A 20,428-nucleotide genomic window follows, 5' to 3' on the forward strand; every position below is an offset into this window, starting at 1 on the left:
TATTCAGTTGCCGCAGAGGAGAACGTACGCAACTAGACGTTCGGGCCGACAGACCCCAGAGGACCAATTTCTCGCCGCTCCGTTGACCGGGAATGACTAGTCACCCCCGTCAGTCAAGGCGAAATGTGATCGAGTTACCGATAAGGTCACCCTTTCGACGTACCCTGGGTGCTGTGCAAGCTCAGGGTAAAGATCGTTCCTCACCGTTCGTGAACATCGTGCGCCTGATCGCCGCCGGCGCGGCGGCGGGCGTGCTGACGGCCGCGATCGCGCTGCCCGCCGTCGGCGGGGCGGGAATCACCGCGAACACGGCGATGAAGGAGATCAACCTCAAGCCGGAGAACCTCGAAGAGCCTCCGCTTCCCGAGCGCACGATCCTGCGCGACGCCGACGGCAAGCAGATCGCGCAGTTCTACTACGAGAACCGCCAGTCGGTGACCCTGGACAAGGTCGCGCCGATCATGCAGACGGCGCTGATCTCGATCGAGGACTTCCGCTTCTACCAGCACGGCCCGATCGACGTCGAGGGCACGGCGCGCGCGCTGGTCAAGAACATGACGACCGGCGGCGTCACCCAGGGCGGATCGTCGATCACCCAGCAGTACGTCAAGCAGGTGCTGGTCAACGCCGCCGAGACGCCCGAGGAGCAGCAGGCGGCCATCGCCCCGACCGTGTCGCGCAAGCTCAACGAGCTGCGTTACGCGATGGCGATGGAGAAGAAGTACTCCAAGAACCAGATCCTGGAGAAGTACCTCAACATCGCCTACTTCGGCGCGGGCGCCCACGGCATCCAGGCCGCCTCCCGCAGGTTCTTCGACAAGCCCGCCTCCGAGCTCAACCTCGTCCAGGCCGCCACCCTGGCCGGCGCCGTGCAGAACCCGGCCCGCACCGACCCGAGCGTCGGCAAGAAGGCCCAGAAGCTGCTGCTCGACCGGCGCAACACCGTCCTCGACCGGATGGCCCAGCTCGGCAAGATCACTCCGCAGGAGGCGGCCGACGCCAAGAAGAAGAAGCTCGGCTACAAGGGCATCGCCGCGCCGGGCGGCTGCGAGGCGAGCAAGTACCCGTACTTCTGCATGTACGTCCAGAACGAGATCCTCAACAACGACGCATTCGGCAAGACCCCGCAGGAGCGCCTGAAGCTGCTCCAGCGCGGCGGCCTGGAGATCAAGACCACGATCAGCCCGAAGATGCAGGCGGCGTCCGAGAAGGCGATCAAGGAGTACGTCAGCACCAAGGACAAGCCCGCGGCCGCGCAGGCGATGATCGTGCCGGGCACGGGTGAGATCAAGGCCATGGCCGCCTCGCGCAAGTTCGGCGGCAACAAGAAGAAGAACGAGGTCAGCTACAACATCGTCGCCGACGCCAAGCACGGCGGCGGCGTCGGGTTCCAGCAGGGCTCGACCGCCAAGGCGTACACGCTGGCCGCGGCGCTGGAGGAGGGCTACAAGTACGGCGACGGCTTCCCGTCCCCGGCCGGCTACTCCGCCCCCAGCTACGGCGCGTTCCGCGACTGCAAGGGCAACCGGGTCGGCGACCCGAACCACGAGGTGCGCAACTCCAGCGAGGGCGGCGGCGGCTTCAAGACCCTGCAGACCGGCACGTGGGGCTCGGTCAACACGTTCTTCATGAAGCTGGAGGAGCGGGTCGGCCTGTGCAAGGTGGTCGACCTGGCCAAGCGGCTCGGCCTCAAGCGCGCCGACGGCGGCAAGCTCGGCGAGTACGAGACGTTCACGCTCGGCATCAACGAGGTCGACCCCGTCACCGTGGCCAACAGCTACGCCGTGTTCGCCTCCCGCGGCCAGTACTGCAAGCCGCTCGCCATCACCGAGATCAAGGACCGGTACGGCAAGGCCAAGCAGTTCAAGCCCAAGTGCTCGAAGGTCATGGACCCCGAGGTCGCCGACGCCGTCAGCGGCATCCTGTCGGGGGTCTTCACCAAGGGCACCATGCAGGAGGTCGGCGGCATCGGCCGCGACGCCGCCGGCAAGACCGGCACCACCGACGACTACACCGCCGCCTGGTTCGCCGGCTACACGCCGAACCTGGCCAGCGCGGTCAGCCTCGGCGACCTGCGCGGCGCGTTCAAGCACAAGCTGATCGGCGTCACGATCGGCGGGCGCCCCTACCAGTACGTGTACGGCGCCACGATCTCCGGCCGCATCTGGAAGCAGGCGATGCTGGGGGCGCTCAAGGGCGTCGAGGCCCCCGAGTTCAACCCGGTCAACCACGAGCGTTTCGGCGGCTGCGGCGACAACTGCGCGCCCAAGCCGAAGAAGAAGCAGGAGGACGAGGGCCCGACGGACCTCCTCGACCAGTTCCGTGACCAGTTCGACAACCGCGACCAGGGCGACCAGGGCGATCCGGGCAACGGCCGCCGGCGTGGCCGCGGCGGCGACAACGGCACGACCGACCCCCGGCAGACGCCGCAGACCATCACCGAGGACCAGATGAGGCGCGGCCGCTGAGCCCGCCCCCAGGCTGATCCGGCCGGAGGCCTCCGTCCCCTGGGGCGGAGGCCTCTCGCATGCCCGCCACGGGCCCTCCTGGACCCGCCTGCGGCCTTTTCCGAGGACCGGCCCGCGGGCCTGTCCGAAGACCGGCCCGCTCGTGGAGCGGCCTACTGGGCCAGGCGCGCGCGGACCGCGGCGGCGACCCGGCCGCCCTCGGCGCGCCCGGCGACCTTCGGGTTGACCGCCTTCATGACCTGGCCCATCGCCTGGGGCCCGGCCGCGCCAGTCTCCGCGACGGCCTCGTCGACGAGCGCCCGCAGCTCCTCGTCGCTGAGCTGCGCGGGCAGGTACTCCTCCAGCACCGCCATCTCGGCCAGCTCGGCGTCGGCCTGCTCGGCCCGGCCGGCGCCGCGGAACGCCTCGGCCGCCTCGCGCCGCTTCTTGGCCTCCTTGGTCAGCACCTTGACGACCTCGTCGTCGGAGAGCTGCCGAGCCTCCTTGCCGGCGACCTCCTCGACGTTCACCGCGGCCAGTGCCATCCGAATCGTCCGGAGACGTACCTCGTCCCGGCCCTTCAACGAAGCCGTGAGATCGGCCTTCAGCTTGTCCTTCAATGCGCTCATGACGTCCATCTTGCCGTCTGGCCGGACGGCACGTGCCCGTTGTCGGGCATCATGAGTACGTGAGGAAAGCCGTCTCAGTACCCCTGTCCATGCTCGGTCTCGGCCTGGCCGGGCTGGGTTACGCCTCCGTCGTCGAGCGCAACTGGTTCCGGCTGCGCCGCTTCGACGTGCCGGTCCTGGAGCCCGGCCGGCGGCCGGTGCGGGTCCTCCACCTGTCCGACCTCCACCTGACGCCGCGCCGCGACATGCTCATCAAGTGGGTGCGCTCGCTGGGGGCGCTGGAGCCCGACCTGGTCGTCAACACCGGCGACTCGATCGCCCACCCCGACGCCGTCCCGTCGCTGCTGTACGCCCTGGAGCCGCTGCTGTCGCGCCCGGGCCTGTTCGTGTACGGCTCCAACGACCTGTACGCGCCCAAGCCCAAGAACCCGGCCCGCTACCTGTGGCGCACGTCCAAGAACGACCGCCGCCAGCACGTGCCGTCGCTGCCGTGGGAGGAGCTGGGCGCCGGCATGGCCGCCGAGGGCTGGCTCGACATGAACAACACCACGGCCCGGATCAAGGTCGGCGACCTCGACGTGGCGGTGGCGGGCATCCACGACTCCCACATCGACCGCGACCGCTACGACCTGGTCGCGGGCCCGGCGCCGGCCGACGCCGACCTGCGACTCGGCGTCATGCACTCGCCGGAGCCGCGCAACATGACCAGGTTCGCGGCCGACGGCTACCAGCTCCTGCTGGCGGGCCACACGCACGGCGGGCAGCTCTGCGTCCCCTTCTACGGCGCGCTGGTCACCAACTGCGGCATCGACCGGGCCCGGGTCAAGGGCCTGAGCCGGCACGACTCGGCCTGGCTGCACGTCTCGGCCGGCCTGGGCACCTCGCCGTACGCCCCGGTGCGCTTCGCCTGCTTCCCGGAGGCGACGCTCCTGACCCTCGTCCCCCGCCGCTGAGCCATACGGAGGTCGGGCTACGGCGTCACAAGCACCCGCGAAGTCCGCTAGACTTTCCCAAGCACGAGCAAGACGGCGTGCACCGGGGTGTAGCGCAGCTTGGCAGCGCGCTTCGTTCGGGACGAAGAGGTCGTGGGTTCAAATCCCGCCACCCCGACACAGTTGCCGCAGGTGAAAGGCCACTTCCAGAGATTGGAAGTGGCCTTCTCTGTTTGTCGCGTGACTAACTGCGTGACTACGGTTCTCGATCAGTCCTCGAAGATGCGGTCCATGGCGACTGCCCCGCCCTGGAGAACCGGGCGGATCTGCTTCCGATAGACGGCCTCAGTGACTGCCGTACTGCTGTGGCCCACAAGCCTGGAGATCTCCTCCAACGGGATGCCGTTGTCCGAGAGCAACGAGACGAAGCTGTGGCGGAGTTCGCGAGGCGTCCACTTCCTCGGGTCCACGCCTTCCGCATCCTTGATGGCGTTGCGGAAGTCCCGCCGGACGTTGGCAGCGTCCAAGGGCGTGCCCGTGGCGGACACGAACACCAGTCCGCTCTCCGACCATGCGTCGCCTTGCTCGCGTTGCTGCGCCTCCCGATGCTGCCGGAGGAGATCCACACACCGCTTGGGCAAAGCGAGGGTACGGCGGGACTTCCGGGTCTTGGTGTCTCCCCCGGCTCTCACAGAGCGCCAGACGGCCACGTGTGGAGGGACGGCTGGGATGGCGTCCGGGGCGCCATCGAGGTCCACATGGTCCCATGTGAGCGCCCGCAGCTCCTCTGTACGAGCCCCGGTAAGCAGCGAGAGCACGATGTAGGCGTACATGCGGGAACCTTCGGCCGCCTTCAGCACGGCTTCCGCCTGCGCGAACGTCAGGGCCTTGGATGGCCGGCCCTGCTTGCCCTTGGGAACTGAGCACAGCGCCACCACGTTTCGCTTCACCTTGTCCCGCGCCATCGCCCGCTTGATCACGCGGTTCAGGCAGCCATGGAGTCCCTGCAAGGTGCGGGTGCTAAGGGTCTTTCCCTTGGTGGCGAGCCACTTGTCGACGTCCTCAGCGGTCAGGTCGCGGAGCTTCCGCGCGCCCAGGGCGGGGATGATGTGGGTCTTACACAGGATCGTGCAGGCGGTGACCGTGGCAGGGTCACGCCCATTGAGCCCGTACGTCAGCCAGTCCTTGACCGCTCGTTCGACGGTGTAGTCGCTCGGGGCGATGGCCAGGCCGTCCTCGTAGTCCCGGAGGACTTCCTTGAGCTTGTTCTTGGCCTCGGTCTTGGTCTTGCCGCTTCCTCGCTTGACGATCCGCTTGCCATCCGGGGCGTAGCCGAGACTCGCGGTCGCGATCCAGCGCTGGCGCTTGGCGTCCCAGTGGAGCCCGCCGTCTCCTCTGCTGCGTCGCTTGGTCATCAGGCTGCCTCCTGTGCTTCCTTCTCCAGCAGGGCGATGTAGTCGCGAATACCGTTCGCGGTGATCAGCCGGGCGCGGCCTTGCTTGACCGAGCGCAGGCGTCCGGTGCGGAGCTGTTCGTAGATGACGGTTCGGCTCATACGCAGCAGGCGCATGGCGTCGGGGATGCGGTAGAGCTCCAGGTCGTCGGCGGAGTCGGATCGGGTGCGCATCGTGGCGGTGGTCATGATGGGGATGCCTCTCTGAGAGGTGTGACCCTGCCGGTTTCTGCTTGCCGGCGCTTCCGGCAGGGCCGCTTTCTGTGGCGTGATCTGGCGAGGCGGACGGTTCGGGGAGGGGTAGCCGTCCCAGCCGTCCCAGGCTCATTTGTGCTGGTCAGGCTGGGACGGCTTGTTTGGCTGGGACGGCTAAGCCGTCCCACGGTTGGAAGCCGTCCCGCTCTGACCTGCGATGACGAGGCTGGGACGGCTGGGACGGCTACCCCCCTCGAACAGCGGGATTTCGCTGGTCTGATCGGTGTCCGGCGCCTTGGAGGCGGGGCAGTAGCGCGCCCACGCGTCGAGGAAGTCAGCGCGCTGGTAGCCCTTGGCCTGACTGCCGTCCGTGAAGCGGATGTTGGCCGAGCGGATGTCGTACTCGCGCAGGACGGTGCCGAGCTTCATCGCGGTCAGGCCGGCCGGGCCGTAGTCGGCCCAGGGCGCTTCGGGGTCGGCCTTGAGCCTGTCCAGCAGGGTGGCGGTGGGCAGGGCGGGATCGTTGCCGAAGGCGGTGCGGCAGTCGGTCAGGAGCCGGACCCTGGTGGAGGTCTGGCCGTTGTCGTCGGCGTCCGCGGTGAGGGCGAGCACGGCGGCGCGTCCTCGGTCGGGCCAGTGGCCGGCGGCGTGGTCGGCCACGGCGATGAGGGGTTCCCAGGTGTCGGCGGCGCGGTCTTCCACGGGCATGGCGGGTTCGGCTTGTTCCAGTGTGGCCAGGTCGGCGCGCAGCCAGGTGCGCAGGTCGGCTGCCAGCTGGCGCAGCGGGGGCCGGTCGCGGCGGTGGCGGTAGGGCGCGACGGTTTCGCCGGGGGCGCGGCGGCGCATGCGGACGACGACGGCGCGGTCTTCGATGGTGTCGGGCATGGCTCCGATCCCTGCGAGTGCGGCCATGGCGAAGGTCGGGATGGATTCGACGCGTCCGGTGTTGGCGTCGTAGCGCTTGGCGGGTCGGTTGCGCTGGTGACCTGCGTTGAGCAGCCCGCGAAGGTCCTCGTTACCGTCGGCCTTCGGGCCGAAGATCGTGTCGGCCTCATCGACCAGCAGCGTGGGCGGGTCGTCGGTGATGGAGCGGTAGACGGCGGCGCTGGAGGAGTTGACGGTGATGAACGGCTCGTGGCAGGTGGCTTCCACGATGTCGAGCAGCCGGGACTTGCCGCAGCGCTTCTCCGGGGCGCGGATCACGAGCCGGGGAGCGTGCGGCCAGGCGGGTTGGGCGTGGGTGGCGGCGATCCACAGCGCGACGGCGTGCGCGGCCTGTGGGGTCGGCAGGATGACGTAGCGGGTGAGCGCGGCCAGCAGGGCGTCCAGCAGGGTCGCGCCGTGGGTGATGGGTTGGTTCACGAGATCAGTGCTCCCGAAGTGCCGTGGTGCGGTCATGCGGCGAGGGTGCGGGGCCGTTTGGCGCCCGCGCGCAGGCCGGATGCGATGGTCTGGCGGGTTTCGGCGGGGGTAAGTCCGGCGTCTCCCCCTCCCTGTTCCAGCAGGGTTGTCACCTCCCACTCGTCCAGCACGCCCCCGGCGACCAGTTGCCCGAGGGCGATGGCCGCCAGGTAGAGCGCGCCGTTGCGCGAACCGACCGGGGCGGAGGCGACGCGTTCGAGTTCGCGGGTGACGGCGGAGCGCAGGTAGGCGCCGCGCCGGTCGTCGGGCAGCGTCAGGACGGTGGGCTGCGGCGTCGGACGGGGCGCGGGGACAAGCTGCTGTAACAGGGAGGGGGGCAGCGGGGCCGGGGGCGCATTGTGCAGCACCTCGTAGCTGCCAGTGCCGTCCGGGAGGTCCACGTGGCTGCCCGGTCCGAGCACGTAGCCGCCGTGGGCGCGGGTGTCGATCAGCCAGCCCAGCCCGTTGCCCTTGTCGCCCTCGGTGTTGCCGAGCCGGACACCGTCCGGGGCGGTGAAGTACAGGTGAGTGCCCCCGCGCCGGGTCCGCACGGTGAACGTCTCGAACGGCAACGGCTCGCCGGCGCGCTCGCACAGGACGGCGAGCACGTCCGCGCCTTCGGTCACCCCCGGCAGGTCCCAAGGGGGCGGGGGGCGAAGCCCCTCCATTCCGGGTTTCGGGGTGTCGAGGTCCACCACGACCAGGCCGGAGGGGCCGCAGGCGATGCCGATGTTGTACGGGGCTCGTGTCCACCAGCGGCGGATCAGGCCGGGGTCGGTGGTGGCGTTGGCTTCCCAGTCGGTGAAGCCGCGGGCGGGCGGCTTGTCGCCGATGGCGACGGGGAAGACGTGCCAGCCGCGTGCGGCGGCGGCCAGCGCGTAGCGGGTCAGGTTCATGCGGCACCTCGTGCGCGTTCGGCGTCGGTGAGGATGGCGAGGGTGATGGCTGTCTCCAGACAGACTTTGTGTGTGGGCCGCCCGTCGTCGTCGTGGAAGTGGGCGGTTTTGCCGCAGGTCCAGCACGGGTCCGGGCGCGGCCCGGTGTAGGCCAGGCAGTTGGTGCAGTTCTTGGGGTGGCGCGGTGGGCTGCCGGGGCGCCCCTGGACGCGGACGTCGCAGCACAGCACGCAGCCGACGCGGTGACGCAGCACCGGGCGTGGGGGCTTGTCCCAGTGGAGCAAGATGCGGCCCTGGATCAGTCGGTAGAGGTTGCCCTGATAGGCCAGCAGCGGTTCCCTGCCGAACGGGTACTGCGGCAGGGTGGTCATCTCGCGTCCCGGTGCAGGCGGCGCAGGTAGTTGAACAGGCGCCGGCCGATGCGCAGGCGTAGGCCGGTGCCGTCGCAGCGGCGGCACCACCGCTTGACGCGCCCGTTGGGCTTGATGGACTTGCCGTGGCCGTTGCAGTGGCGGCAGCGTCCGAACGGGGTGACAGCGCACGCGGTGGCGTAGCCGAGCCCCCACAGCAGCGCCCCGAGGGCGAGCGCGGCGAGGACGACGGACAGGGGCGGAAGGGTCGCGATCAGGGTCGCGGGGTGGGTGGTCGCGGTCGCGGCCGGGTGGGTCATGGCAGGGCTCCCAAAGCTGGTTTTAGGCGTGGAAGGCCGAGCCCGCTACCCGCGACCTGCGGATATTCGGGCTGGTCAGAGGTCGTTTGGATGGTCGCGGGGCGGGTCGCGCCGCCGCGACCGGTCGCGGGTGTTTCGCGACCCGGCGAACCGCCCTGAGGGGATTCGCCGGGCGCGAGTGTCGGCTATCTGGTGGTGGTCTCCCGGCGGGAGATGGCGGCGGTGATGGCGGCCTTCTTGGCGCCCTTGAGCGCCTTGCCGTCCCGCTTGATGTCCACGCTCGGCACCCCGAGCGCGCGCAGCTGAGCTGAGACGGCCTCGGCGGTGAGGTCGGCGTAGTGCTCGGCGATCCGCTCGGCCAGGCGGGTGGCGATGACGGCCCACGGCAGGCCGCTCTCGCCGGGCTGGAAGACGGTCAGGGTGTCGGCCAGCACGTCCCGCATCTCACGGATGGCGGCCTGCCCGGCGGCCATGCCGGACAGCGTTCCGGCGCGCTCGCGCAGCTTGCGCGCGCACTGGAGGATCTTCTCGGCGTCTTCGGCGTCGGCCAGGTGGAAGCGCACGGTCGGAGTGTCGTCCCCAGCGCCGCGCAGGATGCCCACGCCCTTGTAGGACGGCAGCAGGGCGGAGGAGTCGAACCCTTCGGAGTAGGCGCCGGACCCGAGCACCAGGTCGGAGACCTGCCACGAGCCGGTGCGCAGGGCGATGCGCACCTGGTGGTTGTCGCGGAAGCTGGTGAAGGCGGTCGCGGCGTCGCCGGTGCCGACGCCGCCGGGCTTCTGCGTGGCGTCCACCACGATGACGCCGGCCGCCGGGGCCACCTTGACCAGGTAGACCAGCAGCGTGGCGATCTCCTTGTTCAGCTCCTTGTCGCCGGTGTCGAAGTACTCCTGGACCTCATCGATCACCACGAGCCGGACCGGCATTCCGTACTTCGGGTCGCGGGCGATCTCGCGGGTCAGCTTGCCCTCGGGGCAGATGTCCACCGGCAGCTCAGAGAGCTTCTGGTAGCGAGTCTGGACGTCGGCCTTGAGGTCCCTGAGGGTCTGCACGAAGATCTCCAGCGGGTCGCCGTCGCGCGACGGGGTGAACCCGAACGAGCACGAGTGCGCCACCAGGGCGAACTTGCGCCAGTCCGGCGAGCCCTTGCCGTCGAACACGTCGAGGCGGACGTACGGGTCGAGGGCGGCGTACAGGGCCAGCAGGCGGGCGGTGAAGCTCTTGCCCTGCCGCGGCTGAGCGCCGACCAGGATGGACGTCCACAGCATGAGCTGCGTGACCGCGCGTCCGCGCTCGTCCAGTCCCAGCGGGGCGGGCTGCCAGATGTCGGTGGGCTTGCAGGCCAGCAGCGGTGTGCGGCCCGCCGGTGTGGCGAGCGGGTCGGCGTCGGCGACCCACAGCCAGTGCGAGCGGTGCGACTCGGGGTCGCGGGAGATGGTGACCTGCGCGAGCGCCACGTCCAGGCCGGATGCGATCTTCTCGCGGGCGTTGACCGCGTCGGCGAAGGTCTTGCCGTACGGGAGGTTGACCAGCACCTTGGAGCCGTTGCCCTCGCGGGCCATGGCGGTGCCGAACTCGATCTGCTGGTTGGGCTTGTCCGGGTGCCCGAGCCCGGCGGCGTAGTACGCCCGCAGCACGATGTCGCTGTTGAGCTTGCGGTAGCGGCGGGTGACCACGGCGCTGGACACGATGGCCCGCCCTGCCGGGCGTCCGTAGCGGGCCAGAACCGGCACCAGCACGGCGGCGACGGCGGCCTGTCCCTGCCAGGGCAGAGCGGCGACCACGAACGCGGCGACGGTCAGGGCGATGAACTGGAAGAACAGGGCGACCCCGCGCCAGCGGCGGGTGGCCTTGCCCTCCTTGTGCAGCTTGAGCCACATCGCCGGGTCGTTGTCGGAGGCGGCCTGCTGGAGCAGCACGTACTGTTCGTTGACCCACCACCAGCGCAGTTGCCGCCCGACCAGCCGGAACACGCCAATCGTGGCCCAGAAGGCGACCTGAACGGCGTACCACGGCGAGCGCACCGCGTGGAAGCCCGCGACGTACGCCCACCTGGCCGCCGCCGCGCGGAGAGTGGCGGCGAGGTTGGCGCGGTGCAGGCTGTCGGGGATGATCGGCCGTCGTCCTTCGACCGGCGCAGATGCCGGCGTGGCGGAGTCGGGCAGGTCCACCGGGATCGGCATGGTGTCGGCGGGCGGCGCCTCATCCAGCTCGATCTCATAGGAGGTGTCGCGGGCGTTGGTGCGCCGGGCGACCGGGGCCGGGTCGTCCTCGGGTGCCTGCGTGGGCGGGGTGAGGGGCTGAGTGGTCGTGGTCCGGCTGTCACGGGCGGTGTCCAGGTCCACCACCGTCGCGCCGTTGAGGTTGGACTGGTTGGGGTGGTCGTCGGGGTTGAACGGCTCGTGCGTCATGATGTGGGCACCTCGTGTCCGTTGGAGCGGGCGGGGTGGCAGGGCGCGGTCACGGTTCTTGGCGGAGTTGGGGCCGCGCCCTGCGTGTCGTCGGTCTCGTCGGTGTCGTCGGGTAGCTCGTTGGGGCCGTAGTCGGCGACCACGCAGACACCGACCATGTAGCCCTCGGTGGTGAGGCGGCGACCCAGCAGCCGGGCCTCGGTGCCCTCGGGGCCGGGGTCGGCGAACAGTCGCTCGGCCTGGTCGAGGTCGGACAGCTCCAGGCAGAGCAGCTGGTGGCTGTTCTTGCGGCGCAGCATCTCGGCGTGCACGGCTCGCAGCGTGACCAGCAGGTCGGCCGGGGTGTGGTCGCCGACGCCGGTGGGCTGGCCGGTCAGCTTGGCGAGCGCGGCCAGGTCGGCGGCGTTGCTGGCGTCGAAGTCGTCAGAGGGCAGCAGGTCGGGCTCGCTGGACATCTCCTTGCGGCGGGTGCGGCGGTAGGCGGACATCCGGGCGCGGATCTCGGCTCGGTCCTGGTGTCCGAAGGCCAGCATCCGCACGAGGAAGGACAGCGGGACAGCCAGCGCGAGCAGGGTCGCACTGACGGCGAGGATGAACATCAGGTGTTACCTCCTTTCAGTCGGTGATCGCGGGGCGGGTCAGGGCCTTCTGGACGGCGCGGGCAGTGTCGGTGCCGCAGCCGAGCGCGGTCCGGATCTTGTGGATGCCAGGGTCGGCGGGCAGGTCTCCGGCCGTGATCAGCCGTCGCACGCGGGCTGCCAGCACGTCGATGTCGGGGCCGTGCTGGGTGTACTCGGGGCGCGTGTTTGCCCTGTACTTCGGGCCAGTACCCCCCGTACCGGTGTGGCCGTGATCCAGGTGGGTGAAGGCGGCCAGGATGATCGGCAGGGCGGTGACGATGGCCACCGCGACGATCGGCCCGAGCACGTGAAGCACCAGCCGCGAGAACGAGAACGTGTCGGCGGTCCAGGGCAGGTAGGGCCAGGCGTTCATGCCGAGCGTCAGCCCGAGGAACAGCCACTCGATCCGGATCAGCTTCGGGTTGTCGAGGGGGTGCCCGCGGGTGCCGAGGTAGGCGCGAGCGCCGACGACGACCAGCAGGGCCAGGGACATGAACGGTTCGACCAGCCAGGCGAAGACCCAGCCGGGCGACCAGGGGTCGGCGCCCTCGGCGGCGAAGTGCTGCACGCCGGCAGTGGACCAGGCCAGCGCCAGAGCGAGCGCCACCAGGGCGAAGCTGACCAGGGCGCGCCGCATCCGGGCGGCCTGCCAGGCGCGCATAGCCGGGTCTTGGGCCAGCTCGTGCAAGCGGGCGGCCTGCTGAGCGGCCTTGCGCCGCTTGCGGACCTTGTCGGTGTCCAGCAGCAGCGGCGCGTCGTCGTCTTGCAGGTCGGCCAGCAGGTGCGCTTCGGCCACCTCCGCGCGCAGCTGCTGCACGCGCTTGGTCTCCCCCTCCACCGGACGTGCCGGCGGCGAGGGCGTGGGGGCTTGCTCGCTGAGGTGGCGTTCCAGCGCCGCCATGCCGCGCGAGATCTCATCAGGGGTCGGCTCCGGTGCGGGATCGGACGCCGGGGTCGTGAAGGTCATCGGTCAGTCCTCCAGACAGGCGGTGACGCGGAAGGGCCTGCGCCGGTCCTTCGCGCGGTCCGCTCGGGTCTTGGTCGGGCGTGTGCGGGGGCGTCCGGCCTGGTTCGCCTTGGTGGCGGTGCGCAGGCCTTTGCGCCACACGCGGGTGTCTTCGGGCTTCATGCGGCACGCTCCTCAGCGCAGTCCAGGCAGGTGCCCAGGTGGCGCGGCAGCACGTAACCGGCGTCACGCAGGCAGGTCGGGCAGGTGCGGCGGGCGGTGTTCGCCTTGTCCAGCGCGGCGAGCTGAGCGGGACTCGGCGTGCGCTTCGGGAGCGCGAACCGCACGTCGTACAGGTAGGCGGCGCGAACACCGCCGGGGGCGCGGTAGCGGCGCGAGCGCCACAGGATCTGCGCTTGCACGCCCTGCCCGGCAGGCCGCAGCCCGCGCGCTGCCAGCTGGCGCAACGTGAGCAGGTGCGGCGGCGCCATCTGCCACGGGTAGGTGGGGATGCTGTACCGGGCGCCGGACGGGTCCCAGAACGCGGCGCGAATGCGACTCATCAGCGCTACTTCCGGCCCGTGCCGTTGCAGGTGGGGCAGGTGGCCGACAACGCGAGCCCGTTACCGGCCGGCGTGCCGGTGAGCTCGCCGGCGCCGTTGCAGTCAGGGCAGATCCCAGCTCTGGTGATCGCGAGTCGGGGGCAGTGGGGATTCGACATGATGGCTGGTGGCTCCTTGGTTGGGTGGTGTGCGGCCTCAGCGGGGATGCTTGGCGGCGTGCTGTCGAGGGCGCACGGGTGGTGTGAGGGTCAGCGGGGGATAGACACACTGAAGCTGTCCGTGGTGGCGTGCTGGCGGGTGAATCCCAGGCGGCGGACCTTGGGGTCCTCCAGGAGCATGCTCAGACTGCGATCGTGCAGTTCGGCCTGGTCCACGTGGGGGAGGTTGGTCCACGTGGCGCGGTGCTGCGAGGTCATGCGCTTGCTTCCGTCGTCAAACGTCACGATCAGCAGCGTTGTGACCTTGGCGATGCGGCTCATGGTGGGATGGCCTTTCTGTGCGCGGATGGGTGGTGGTGGTAGCTGGAGCGGACGCTCCGGGCACCCGCCCGGCAATACGGCCGGGCGAGCACTCGCAACTTCCGGTCGTGGCGGGGAGACGGTGTGGGCGTCAACTGGCCATCACGGTGGAGCGGTGATTGTTGGGGCAGACGCCGATGAACAGGCCGTACTGGTCGTCGCTGTAGCCGATGGCGGGCTCTTTGCAGGTGCAGATGTAGGCCATCGCGTACTTGGGCGCGGAGTTCGTCTTGTAGACGGCGAAGCGGGTCTTGGGCATCGTTCGCACCTCTCGTGAGGGGGTGGAGCTGGCTGCTCCGGACGCCCGCCCGACGCCAGGTCGGGCGAGCACCCGCAACACAGCTACTTGAGGAGGACGCTGCCGACGCCCTTGCACACGTCGCACTTCTTGATGAGGGGGGTCAGGTGGTCACGGCCGGTGCCCTTGCACGAGCTGCACTTGACGACGTGGCCCTCGCAGTTGTTTTGGTGGCACATGGTGATCTCCTTCGGTGGTGGCGGAGCTGGCTGCTCCGGACGCCCCGCCCGCGCTGGTCGGGCGGGGATCCGCAACGTCAGCGGTCACCAGCGGGCATGACACGTCCTGGCGTGGCTGTTGGCCTCGCTCTTGTCCCCCCGACCGCTCTCTCGGCAGCCGAAGCAGTGCCAGTAGCCCGGCTCGTTCGGGAGGTCGCGGTCCCGGGTCCATTCGACGGTGCCGCCCCCGGCGTTGCGGTAGTTGATCGTGTTCATTCCGGCCATGACCTATCTCCTCTCGTTGTGGAGCTGACTGTTCTTGGGCGTAAGCCGCTGGGGATCAGGGGATCTGGCGGCACGCGTTGGCGTGCTTGTTGGCGTCCTCCCAGGGCACCGGTCTGCTGGTGTGGCGGCAGCCTGAGCAGGTGTAGATGCCGACCTCAAGCAGGTGGCGCTTCTCCGTGTACGTCCAGACGACGGTCCCGCCGCCAGCGGAGCGGAAACTTCTCTCCTGCATGCTTTTCCTCTCTTCTGGTTGGTTGAGGAGGGAATTGGAGTTGACTGCTCCGGGCACCCGCCCGACCGCAGAGCGGCCAGGCGAGCACCCGCAACGTCACTCCCGCGCTCGCAGGCTTTGCGCTCAGCGGGTGGGCAGCGTGCCCTTGCCGTTGCAGACGTGGCACTTGCGGCCGACCAGGCGCTTGCCCTTGCCCAGAGCCCAGTCGGACACGATCACGCGACCGTCCCCGGAGCAGGTCGGGCAGGGCAGGGGCGGGTTCTTACGGAAGTTCATCTCGGTCTCCTACAGGCTGGTGATCGTGAGCGGCTATCGAGGACCTGCGCACGGGATCTGTTGCGCGACCGTGCGGCAGGACTCGCATCGCGGGGAGTAGCCCGCGCCGTGGACGGCGCAGCGGGGCAGGTTCTCGGTGCGGTGCAGGGACGGGCAGAACGGGCACTGGTAGCGGGTCACGGCTAGCGCCCCTCCCCACCGAAGCAGGCGAAGCCGAACGTCACGTCACGGCCGTTGCGGTCGAGGACGGCGATGTTCCAGGCGACGTCCTCGGACACCTTCATGAGGACCTTGCCGATGGTCTCGACGCCGTCGGCGGGCAGGTGGCGGATCATCTTGATGACCTGGCCGGTGTCCTTGGCGCGGGTTTCGTAGGAGAGGGTGAAGACCTTGGTGAAGCGGCCCTGTCGGTCGCGGTCGCGGGTGCCGAGGTCGATCTCTCGCGGGGAGTCGGTCATCACTCGTCACCAGCCTCGGAGTCGTCGTGTGCGTCGGTCTGGGAGGTGGCCCACTGCGGGGCGGGGCCGAAGGTGGCAGGCAGCGCGTTGCCCAGCGCGACCCACAGCGCCCATGCCTCATCGGCGGTCATGCCGGCGCGGTTGTTGCCGACGCACACGTACACGTCGCAGGCGTGGCCGGTGCGGACGGTGATCCTGGCCTTGCCGGACTTGTTCCACGGCGCCGGCGCGATGACGGTGAAGTAGCGCGGGTCCATCACGCCACCCCCTGCTCGGAGCTGGAGAGCGACGGCGCGGACAGCGAGCGCAGCTCGTCGGCGGTCAGCCCCGCCCACACCCCCGCCTCCGGACGTACGTCCAGGGCGTAGAACAGGCACGAGACCGACACGGGGCACTGCGCGCACACCTCACGGGCCACCTGCTCACGCGCGGCCCGCTCGTCGGCGGGCTCGTCAGCGAAAGCGTCCGGGCCGGTGTGCAGCTCGGGATCGAACCGGCACGCCCCTTCCTCAGCCAGCTGACGCGGCACACCCTCGGCGAGGTCGGCCAGCAGCACCAGCGCCGGGTGGAAGAGCACCGGACGGCCGGTCATCGACTACCGCCCTTGCCGTTGCTCGCAGCGCCGTCGCCCTGGCAGAACGGGCACGGGTACGGGCCGACAGGCGGGTTCCAGATCTGGCCGTTACGGCAAGCAGGAGGGCAACCCTGTGCCTTCGTGGACTTGTGGGTCATGATGAGAACACCTCTCTGGAAAGGGAGTGGGCCGGGGCGGTGCGGGTCTTGGCGGATGCACACCGCCCCGGCATGAAGGACTTGGGTCGTTCGCGTTCACTTGCTCGCGGCGCGGATGAACTCGGCCAGCTGGTGAGCGCCGGTCGTGACCGCGCCGATCGCCGACTTGAGCACCGACGCCGCGCCGGGCGGGTCGATGAACAGGTAGAAGACGAAACCGATCACGAACAGCGTCGGCAGGAAGCGGCCGACGCTCTTGGCGGGCTGGTGCATGAGAGCGACTCCCTTGCGATGTAGCCCCGGCTCGGGGTGGCCGGGAGTGCCCCGGCAGGGAGTCGAACCCTGCCTACGACCATCGGGGCGGTTGGGCGGCTAGACGCTCAGCCGGTCGGGCTCCAGCGCGAAGTACAGGACGTTGAGGCTGGTCGCGCGGGTCTCGCGCTTGGCCAGCTCGAAGATCTGCATGTAGATGTCCATGCGGGAGGCGCCGGCCGGGATGTCGACCGTGTTGGAGAAGGTGGCGTTGCCGAAGCCGCCGCCCGTGGGCCACTGCACGGTGATCACCCACATGTAGCGGGTCTTGGCGATGTCGCCCGCGGTCTGACGCACGCCAGAGGTGGCGGTGTCCATGGTGAAGATCTCCCTTGATGGATTGCGTGAAAGGGTGTTGACCAGGGGCGTTTGCCTGGTCGGGCCGCCTTTTGTCGGGAGGCGGTGGCCCTTCGTCGTCGCTGTTGAGTTGATCGAGCAGCGTCAAGCGCGTCCGGCTCGTCAGCCGGAGCAGTTCCGTCGGCGTCGGCGCGCGATCCCGTCGGACCGCCTTCCAGGTGCTTCCGGGTATGCAGGTGAGGTGAGGCAGGCCACACCTCAGCGAATCGACTTGGTCGGACGGGGCAGGTATCCTGCGAGAAGAAACATCAAACGTTTGTCGATTGCTCTGATGATGAGCCTTCTAGAGCCCGCTGTCAACAAACATCAAACGTTTGGCGTTTCGGTCGAATGACTAAGCGACCAAAGAGGGAGAAATGGGCACCCCAAACAAGTTGGGCTTCCGCCAGATCGCAGCGCAGATCCGGCAGGAGATCACCGAAGGCGTCTACCCGACAGCTTCGGTGCTCCCGCCTGAGCCGGTGCTCGCGGAGAAGTACAGCGCGTCACGAAGCCTGGTCAACCGGGCAATGCAGGTACTCGCGGCGGAGGGCATGATCCGCCCTCGGCAAGGAAGGGGAACGATGGTCACCTACATTCCGCCGATGCTCCACTCGGCGGCCCGCTACTCCCGCGCCGCACGCGAAAGCGGCGCGGCCCGCGGAGCCTTCGATGCGGAGGTCCGGGAATTGGGGCTCGAACCGGAGCATCAGATCACCGTAGAGCGCGCCATCCCGCCGGCCGATGTAGCCGACGCTCTTGGCCTCCCGCGCGGAGAGGAGAACGCCCTTGTGCGCCGTCGGCGCCTGCTGGCGTCCGGCATTCCGGTACGGCTGAATGCCTCGTGGTTCCCACTCTCGATCGCTGACGGCACAGAGTTGGAAGCCAATGGGCCCAACATCCGGGGCGGCGTCAAGTCTGCTCTGGCCGAACTCGGCTACCCTCAGGTCGAAGCGACTGAGCGCATCATCGTGCGACCTCCCACAGAGGAGGAGGCGGACGCTCTGGAGATCAGTCCAGAGCGCACGGTTCTCGACATCTTCCATGTCGGCAAGACCGAGAGCGGACAAGCTGTCGAGGTGACCACCACGGTGACTCCCGCGCACTACCTGGTGATTGAGCACACCTTCCCGCTGAGCTGACGCACGGCCAGAACCGACCCGAAGGAGACGATGCGAGATGACAGCTACTGCCCTGCCAATCCGCGCCCGGGCCCTGGAGCTGGCCGATGCGGGCCTACTGCCCGCCTACGTGTACGACCTTGCCGACCTTGACGCCCACATGGCCGCAGTCCGGGCAGCGATGGGCGACATTGAGGTCTACTACGCCGTCAAGGCCAACCCCGACCCGAAGCTCATGCACGTCATCGCGCCGTACGTCGATGGCTTCGAGGTGGCGTCCGGGGGAGAGCTCGCCCACGTTCGAGAGCACTTCCGCACGTCACGCATCGCACTCGGAGGTCCAGGCAAGACTGACGCCGAACTCTTCGCCGATGTCTACCGGCTTCACATCGAGAGCCCGAGCGAGATCCGGCGCCTGTTTGCAGCGGGCCGATCGGCGGATGTGCTTCTGAGAGTAAATCTCAACATCCCGATTGAGGGTGCATCCCTCGCGATGGGGGGCGGTGCGACTCCGTTCGGCATGGACCCCGAGGGCATTGCAGAGTGTCTCGACATGCTCAAGGGGCAGGACGCCGTACGGCTTCGGGGCATCCACGCCCACCTCGCCAGCGGCTTGGACGCGCCGACCATGCTTGAGCTGGCAAGCGCGATTCTCGACTACGCCCGTGGTCTTGGTGTCACAGAGGTCAACGTCGGCGGCGGCATGGCCGTGTCCTACACCGACCCGGACTCACGGTTTGATTGGCAGACGTACGGCGCGGGCCTGGCCGCCCTTCGACGCCCTGACGAGACGCTGCGCATCGAGCCAGGCCGATCCATCTCGGTCTACTGCGGGCGCTACGTCACGCAGGTCATCGACGTCAAGCGCGTGCACGGTGAGCTGTTCGCCGTAGTGGCAGGCGGAACGCACCACATCAGGACTCCCGCGACCAAGGGGCACAGCCAGCCCATGGTCGTTGATGAGCCAGGGGAGCCGACCACGATTGTCGGCCAGCTCTGCACGCCGAAGGACACCATGGCGCGCCACGTGCCTACAAGCCTGCAAACGGGGGATGTCGTGGAATTCCTCATGGCCGGGGCCTACGCGTGGAACATCTCGCACCACGACTTTCTGATGCACCCGAAGCCGAGCTTCCACTACGTCGGCGGTTGAGCGGGGGCTGACCCTGCGATGGGCCCCGGAGAATGTGCCTCCTCCGGGGCCCATCGCTGTGTCTCGTTGTCGCGGTCAGCGGTGATGCGAGGCTTCTGGCTTCTAGCACCACCGCCAGCCTCGCCTACTTGAGGATCTTATGGAGTAGGCCGGCGACCGTGGCCGCCGTGACGACGCCGGCAGGCGGACCGCTGGCGAACCCCAGGGCGATGCCGGCCGTTAGCGACGCAAGCAGGATGATCGCCCACCGAAGAGAAAGGCGCTCAGGGTGCTGCGGCGGATCGTCGTCTTCCTTATGGGAGGGTCGTGAAGGTAGTCTCACTGAAGCGGGATCCCTTTCAGTCTCTACGCAACGGAACCGCATGAACGGCCTCCCGCCTGACACCGGGAGGCCGTTCGCTTTTCACCGATGGTGGCCCTATGGCCACTCTCGCGTAACTCTGGCACAAGATCGCGTCTTATGGGAGCGAGATCTTTGGCTTGATTTCCTCCGCTCCGGGGTGGATTTTCTCCTCTACGCCATCGTTCCGCACAGATGCAAGCACAGCAGTTCGTGCAACGATATGCACTCACTGCACGCACTTACATGGAGCGACTCATGGAAGAGATCACAAACGATGTCGTCCGACTGCTTCATCGCATCCCAAACAGGGTGGAACTGGACGACGACATCGCCTTTTACCAGCTCACAGCCCTTGTGCTGGAGAGACGAGAGGAAGAGATTCGATCCCTGCAACAGCAAAGCGACCCGAATGTCCCTTTCGATCCACTGCTACATAAACTGCGCGAGTTGTCGTCTCTGAGAAGGGAAATAGAGGAGCAAATTCGACTTCTCGTTACATACAGTAGGCATTTCGTGCGCCCTCGCCCATATCCCCTGGCCGCACTTGCAGAGGCGACGGGCTTATCAGTATCGGGCGTTCGCCTTATGAGTAACAGCGATCGGGAAAAAGAGGAGATAGTTCGCAATATCGGCAAACCGGACGCATCTGGACAGTTCGTACCGGCACGTCACAGCGACGCTTTCGATCTGCCACCCGGCGAATACAAGGAAATTATAGAAGAATTCGCTCCAAATGTTGTCGAACCCCCTTTGTCATGACACTCCGCGCGCTGGTTGTCTTGCCTCGACAGCGTTGGCTTGAGCCGGTGCGGCAGGTCCGGTGGTCCTTGCGGTGGCTGGCGATGCCTTTCAGGGTGAGTGACCAACTGCGTGACGACGGCAGCGCGCGATCACGGACGCTGACGGACGCTCACGCACCATAGAGAGCACGTCGCTCAGACATCCCAGATGCTGGAACGCTCGTTCGATTTGCTTCGGGACGAAGAGGTCGTGGGTTCAAATCCCGCCACCCCGACCCATGTGAAAGGCCCTTTCCGGGGAGA

28 protein-coding genes and 1 tRNA gene are annotated in these 20,428 nt (G+C 68.5%); 6 read left to right on the forward strand and 23 right to left on the reverse strand.

Translation table 11 applies throughout. The features are described 5' to 3' along the window. Positions 1–209 precede the first annotated feature (209 nt). Positions 210–2,468 (forward strand): transglycosylase domain-containing protein, encoded by a 2,259-nt coding sequence (locus HD595_RS15125; protein ID WP_308211150.1) that lies wholly within the window; start codon positions 210–212, stop codon positions 2,466–2,468. A gap of 152 nt (positions 2,469–2,620) precedes the next feature. Here the strand turns inward: HD595_RS15125 and HD595_RS15130 are convergent, their stop codons facing one another. Beyond that, a complete protein-coding gene (locus tag HD595_RS15130) occupies positions 2,621–3,076 on the reverse strand; it encodes a GatB/YqeY domain-containing protein (protein WP_253769481.1) in 456 nt (151 codons plus the stop codon). Between the two features lie 89 nt (positions 3,077–3,165). Between HD595_RS15130 and HD595_RS15135 the strand changes: the two genes are divergently transcribed. Both HD595_RS15135 and HD595_RS15140 read left to right on the forward strand, forming a co-directional pair. Then, entirely contained in the window at positions 3,166–4,029 is an 864-nt protein-coding gene (locus HD595_RS15135; protein ID WP_253781180.1) for a metallophosphoesterase, read from the forward strand. Between the two features lie 83 nt (positions 4,030–4,112). Next, positions 4,113–4,186, forward strand: a tRNA-Pro gene (locus tag HD595_RS15140). Positions 4,187–4,277: 91 nt separating this feature from the next. On the opposite strand, the gene HD595_RS15145 is transcribed toward HD595_RS15140, so the two are convergent. The 22 genes from HD595_RS15145 to HD595_RS15245 form a co-directional block, all read right to left on the reverse strand. Next, complete coding sequence (locus HD595_RS15145) at positions 4,278–5,423, reverse strand: tyrosine-type recombinase/integrase (RefSeq protein ID WP_253769482.1); 1,146 nt, start codon at positions 5,421–5,423, stop codon at positions 4,278–4,280. Next, positions 5,423–5,650: a helix-turn-helix domain-containing protein gene (locus HD595_RS15150; RefSeq protein WP_253769484.1), complete on the reverse strand. Its 228-nt coding sequence runs from the start codon at positions 5,648–5,650 to the stop codon at positions 5,423–5,425. The genes HD595_RS15145 and HD595_RS15150 overlap by 1 nt, the downstream gene beginning before the upstream one ends. Before the next feature lie 180 nt (positions 5,651–5,830). Beyond that, a complete protein-coding gene (locus HD595_RS15155) occupies positions 5,831–7,018 on the reverse strand; it encodes a DUF3631 domain-containing protein (protein WP_253769486.1) in 1,188 nt (395 codons plus the stop codon). Between the two features lie 32 nt (positions 7,019–7,050). After that, complete coding sequence (locus HD595_RS15160; RefSeq protein ID WP_253769488.1) at positions 7,051–7,953, reverse strand: bifunctional DNA primase/polymerase; 903 nt, start codon at positions 7,951–7,953, stop codon at positions 7,051–7,053. Further along, complete coding sequence (locus HD595_RS15165; protein WP_253769490.1) at positions 7,950–8,324, reverse strand: hypothetical protein; 375 nt, start codon at positions 8,322–8,324, stop codon at positions 7,950–7,952. The genes HD595_RS15160 and HD595_RS15165 overlap by 4 nt, the downstream gene beginning before the upstream one ends. Beyond that, a complete protein-coding gene (locus HD595_RS15170; protein WP_253769492.1) occupies positions 8,321–8,623 on the reverse strand; it encodes a hypothetical protein in 303 nt (100 codons plus the stop codon). The genes HD595_RS15165 and HD595_RS15170 overlap by 4 nt, the downstream gene beginning before the upstream one ends. 185 nt (positions 8,624–8,808) lie before the next feature. Then, positions 8,809–11,034, reverse strand: coding sequence for a P-loop NTPase family protein (locus tag HD595_RS15175; protein ID WP_253769494.1), 2,226 nt, complete (start codon positions 11,032–11,034; stop codon positions 8,809–8,811). Continuing rightward, positions 11,031–11,633, reverse strand: coding sequence for a hypothetical protein (locus HD595_RS15180; RefSeq protein WP_253769496.1), 603 nt, complete (start codon positions 11,631–11,633; stop codon positions 11,031–11,033). Before HD595_RS15180 ends, HD595_RS15175 begins: the two co-directional genes overlap by 4 nt. A gap of 16 nt (positions 11,634–11,649) precedes the next feature. After that, positions 11,650–12,621: a hypothetical protein gene (locus HD595_RS15185; protein WP_253769498.1), complete on the reverse strand. Its 972-nt coding sequence runs from the start codon at positions 12,619–12,621 to the stop codon at positions 11,650–11,652. Between the two features lie 3 nt (positions 12,622–12,624). Beyond that, positions 12,625–12,783, reverse strand: coding sequence for a hypothetical protein (locus HD595_RS15190; protein ID WP_253769500.1), 159 nt, complete (start codon positions 12,781–12,783; stop codon positions 12,625–12,627). Continuing rightward, positions 12,780–13,163, reverse strand: coding sequence for an RRQRL motif-containing zinc-binding protein (locus HD595_RS15195; RefSeq protein WP_253769502.1), 384 nt, complete (start codon positions 13,161–13,163; stop codon positions 12,780–12,782). Before HD595_RS15195 ends, HD595_RS15190 begins: the two co-directional genes overlap by 4 nt. 248 nt (positions 13,164–13,411) lie before the next feature. Further along, a complete protein-coding gene (locus HD595_RS15200) occupies positions 13,412–13,642 on the reverse strand; it encodes a hypothetical protein (RefSeq protein WP_253769504.1) in 231 nt (76 codons plus the stop codon). 130 nt (positions 13,643–13,772) lie between these two features. Further along, the gene (locus tag HD595_RS15205; RefSeq protein WP_253769507.1) at positions 13,773–13,940 is read right to left on the reverse strand and encodes a hypothetical protein; all 168 of its coding nucleotides are present in this window, start codon (positions 13,938–13,940) and stop codon (positions 13,773–13,775) included. 83 nt (positions 13,941–14,023) lie between these two features. Further along, positions 14,024–14,158 (reverse strand): hypothetical protein, encoded by a 135-nt coding sequence (locus HD595_RS45820; protein WP_301309512.1) that lies wholly within the window; start codon positions 14,156–14,158, stop codon positions 14,024–14,026. Between the two features lie 84 nt (positions 14,159–14,242). After that, a complete protein-coding gene (locus HD595_RS15210) occupies positions 14,243–14,422 on the reverse strand; it encodes a hypothetical protein (RefSeq protein WP_253769509.1) in 180 nt (59 codons plus the stop codon). A 55-nt stretch (positions 14,423–14,477) separates the two neighbouring features. Then, complete coding sequence (locus tag HD595_RS15215) at positions 14,478–14,654, reverse strand: hypothetical protein (RefSeq protein ID WP_253769511.1); 177 nt, start codon at positions 14,652–14,654, stop codon at positions 14,478–14,480. Between the two features lie 123 nt (positions 14,655–14,777). Further along, positions 14,778–14,930 (reverse strand): hypothetical protein, encoded by a 153-nt coding sequence (locus HD595_RS15220; protein ID WP_253769513.1) that lies wholly within the window; start codon positions 14,928–14,930, stop codon positions 14,778–14,780. Between the two features lie 182 nt (positions 14,931–15,112). Beyond that, a complete protein-coding gene (locus tag HD595_RS15225; protein WP_253769515.1) occupies positions 15,113–15,388 on the reverse strand; it encodes a hypothetical protein in 276 nt (91 codons plus the stop codon). Continuing rightward, complete coding sequence (locus HD595_RS15230) at positions 15,388–15,645, reverse strand: hypothetical protein (RefSeq protein WP_253769517.1); 258 nt, start codon at positions 15,643–15,645, stop codon at positions 15,388–15,390. Before HD595_RS15230 ends, HD595_RS15225 begins: the two co-directional genes overlap by 1 nt. Then, positions 15,645–15,980, reverse strand: a complete 336-nt coding sequence (locus tag HD595_RS15235) for a WhiB family transcriptional regulator (RefSeq protein WP_253769519.1) — start codon at positions 15,978–15,980, stop codon at positions 15,645–15,647. Before HD595_RS15235 ends, HD595_RS15230 begins: the two co-directional genes overlap by 1 nt. A 236-nt stretch (positions 15,981–16,216) precedes the next feature. After that, entirely contained in the window at positions 16,217–16,393 is a 177-nt protein-coding gene (locus HD595_RS15240; protein ID WP_253769521.1) for a hypothetical protein, read from the reverse strand. Positions 16,394–16,492: 99 nt separating this feature from the next. Next, positions 16,493–16,750, reverse strand: a complete 258-nt coding sequence (locus tag HD595_RS15245) for a hypothetical protein (RefSeq protein ID WP_253769523.1) — start codon at positions 16,748–16,750, stop codon at positions 16,493–16,495. A 395-nt stretch (positions 16,751–17,145) separates the two neighbouring features. Here HD595_RS15245 and HD595_RS15250 point away from each other — a divergent pair, with 395 nt between their 5' ends. The 3 genes from HD595_RS15250 (at position 17,146) to HD595_RS15260 (ending at position 20,144) form a co-directional block, all read left to right on the forward strand. Further along, positions 17,146–17,910, forward strand: a complete 765-nt coding sequence (locus HD595_RS15250) for a GntR family transcriptional regulator (RefSeq protein WP_253769525.1) — start codon at positions 17,146–17,148, stop codon at positions 17,908–17,910. Between the two features lie 37 nt (positions 17,911–17,947). Further along, entirely contained in the window at positions 17,948–19,042 is a 1,095-nt protein-coding gene (locus HD595_RS15255; protein ID WP_253769527.1) for an alanine racemase, read from the forward strand. A 598-nt stretch (positions 19,043–19,640) separates the two neighbouring features. Further along, positions 19,641–20,144, forward strand: coding sequence for a hypothetical protein (locus tag HD595_RS15260; protein WP_253769529.1), 504 nt, complete (start codon positions 19,641–19,643; stop codon positions 20,142–20,144). Positions 20,145–20,428: the final 284 nt, after the last annotated feature.

The organism is Nonomuraea roseoviolacea subsp. carminata, assembly GCF_024172185.1.
Lineage (GTDB): Bacteria > Actinomycetota > Actinomycetes > Streptosporangiales > Streptosporangiaceae > Nonomuraea > Nonomuraea roseoviolacea.

What these genes read in the sequence shown, in the direction of transcription:
- HD595_RS15130 (WP_253769481.1), bottom strand. Translation starts at nt 3,076, where the DNA reads ATGAGCGCATTGAAGGACAAGCTGAAGGCCGATCTCACGGCTTCGTTG.
- HD595_RS15135 (WP_253781180.1), top strand. Translation starts at nt 3,166, where the DNA reads ATGCTCGGTCTCGGCCTGGCCGGGCTGGGTTACGCCTCCGTCGTCGAG.
- HD595_RS15145 (WP_253769482.1), bottom strand. Translation starts at nt 5,423, where the DNA reads ATGACCAAGCGACGCAGCAGAGGAGACGGCGGGCTCCACTGGGACGCC.
- HD595_RS15150 (WP_253769484.1), bottom strand. Translation starts at nt 5,650, where the DNA reads ATGACCACCGCCACGATGCGCACCCGATCCGACTCCGCCGACGACCTG.
- HD595_RS15160 (WP_253769488.1), bottom strand. Translation starts at nt 7,953, where the DNA reads ATGAACCTGACCCGCTACGCGCTGGCCGCCGCCGCACGCGGCTGGCAC.
- HD595_RS15165 (WP_253769490.1), bottom strand. Translation starts at nt 8,324, where the DNA reads ATGACCACCCTGCCGCAGTACCCGTTCGGCAGGGAACCGCTGCTGGCC.
- HD595_RS15170 (WP_253769492.1), bottom strand. Translation starts at nt 8,623, where the DNA reads ATGACCCACCCGGCCGCGACCGCGACCACCCACCCCGCGACCCTGATC.
- HD595_RS15175 (WP_253769494.1), bottom strand. Translation starts at nt 11,034, where the DNA reads ATGACGCACGAGCCGTTCAACCCCGACGACCACCCCAACCAGTCCAAC.
- HD595_RS15180 (WP_253769496.1), bottom strand. Translation starts at nt 11,633, where the DNA reads ATGTTCATCCTCGCCGTCAGTGCGACCCTGCTCGCGCTGGCTGTCCCG.
- HD595_RS15185 (WP_253769498.1), bottom strand. Translation starts at nt 12,621, where the DNA reads ATGACCTTCACGACCCCGGCGTCCGATCCCGCACCGGAGCCGACCCCT.
- HD595_RS15190 (WP_253769500.1), bottom strand. Translation starts at nt 12,783, where the DNA reads ATGAAGCCCGAAGACACCCGCGTGTGGCGCAAAGGCCTGCGCACCGCC.
- HD595_RS15195 (WP_253769502.1), bottom strand. Translation starts at nt 13,163, where the DNA reads ATGAGTCGCATTCGCGCCGCGTTCTGGGACCCGTCCGGCGCCCGGTAC.
- HD595_RS15200 (WP_253769504.1), bottom strand. Translation starts at nt 13,642, where the DNA reads ATGAGCCGCATCGCCAAGGTCACAACGCTGCTGATCGTGACGTTTGAC.
- HD595_RS15205 (WP_253769507.1), bottom strand. Translation starts at nt 13,940, where the DNA reads ATGCCCAAGACCCGCTTCGCCGTCTACAAGACGAACTCCGCGCCCAAG.
- HD595_RS45820 (WP_301309512.1), bottom strand. Translation starts at nt 14,158, where the DNA reads ATGTGCCACCAAAACAACTGCGAGGGCCACGTCGTCAAGTGCAGCTCG.
- HD595_RS15210 (WP_253769509.1), bottom strand. Translation starts at nt 14,422, where the DNA reads ATGGCCGGAATGAACACGATCAACTACCGCAACGCCGGGGGCGGCACC.
- HD595_RS15215 (WP_253769511.1), bottom strand. Translation starts at nt 14,654, where the DNA reads ATGCAGGAGAGAAGTTTCCGCTCCGCTGGCGGCGGGACCGTCGTCTGG.
- HD595_RS15220 (WP_253769513.1), bottom strand. Translation starts at nt 14,930, where the DNA reads ATGAACTTCCGTAAGAACCCGCCCCTGCCCTGCCCGACCTGCTCCGGG.
- HD595_RS15225 (WP_253769515.1), bottom strand. Translation starts at nt 15,388, where the DNA reads ATGACCGACTCCCCGCGAGAGATCGACCTCGGCACCCGCGACCGCGAC.
- HD595_RS15230 (WP_253769517.1), bottom strand. Translation starts at nt 15,645, where the DNA reads ATGGACCCGCGCTACTTCACCGTCATCGCGCCGGCGCCGTGGAACAAG.
- HD595_RS15235 (WP_253769519.1), bottom strand. Translation starts at nt 15,980, where the DNA reads ATGACCGGCCGTCCGGTGCTCTTCCACCCGGCGCTGGTGCTGCTGGCC.
- HD595_RS15240 (WP_253769521.1), bottom strand. Translation starts at nt 16,393, where the DNA reads ATGCACCAGCCCGCCAAGAGCGTCGGCCGCTTCCTGCCGACGCTGTTC.
- HD595_RS15245 (WP_253769523.1), bottom strand. Translation starts at nt 16,750, where the DNA reads ATGGACACCGCCACCTCTGGCGTGCGTCAGACCGCGGGCGACATCGCC.
- HD595_RS15250 (WP_253769525.1), top strand. Translation starts at nt 17,146, where the DNA reads ATGGGCACCCCAAACAAGTTGGGCTTCCGCCAGATCGCAGCGCAGATC.
- HD595_RS15255 (WP_253769527.1), top strand. Translation starts at nt 17,948, where the DNA reads ATGACAGCTACTGCCCTGCCAATCCGCGCCCGGGCCCTGGAGCTGGCC.
- HD595_RS15260 (WP_253769529.1), top strand. Translation starts at nt 19,641, where the DNA reads ATGGAAGAGATCACAAACGATGTCGTCCGACTGCTTCATCGCATCCCA.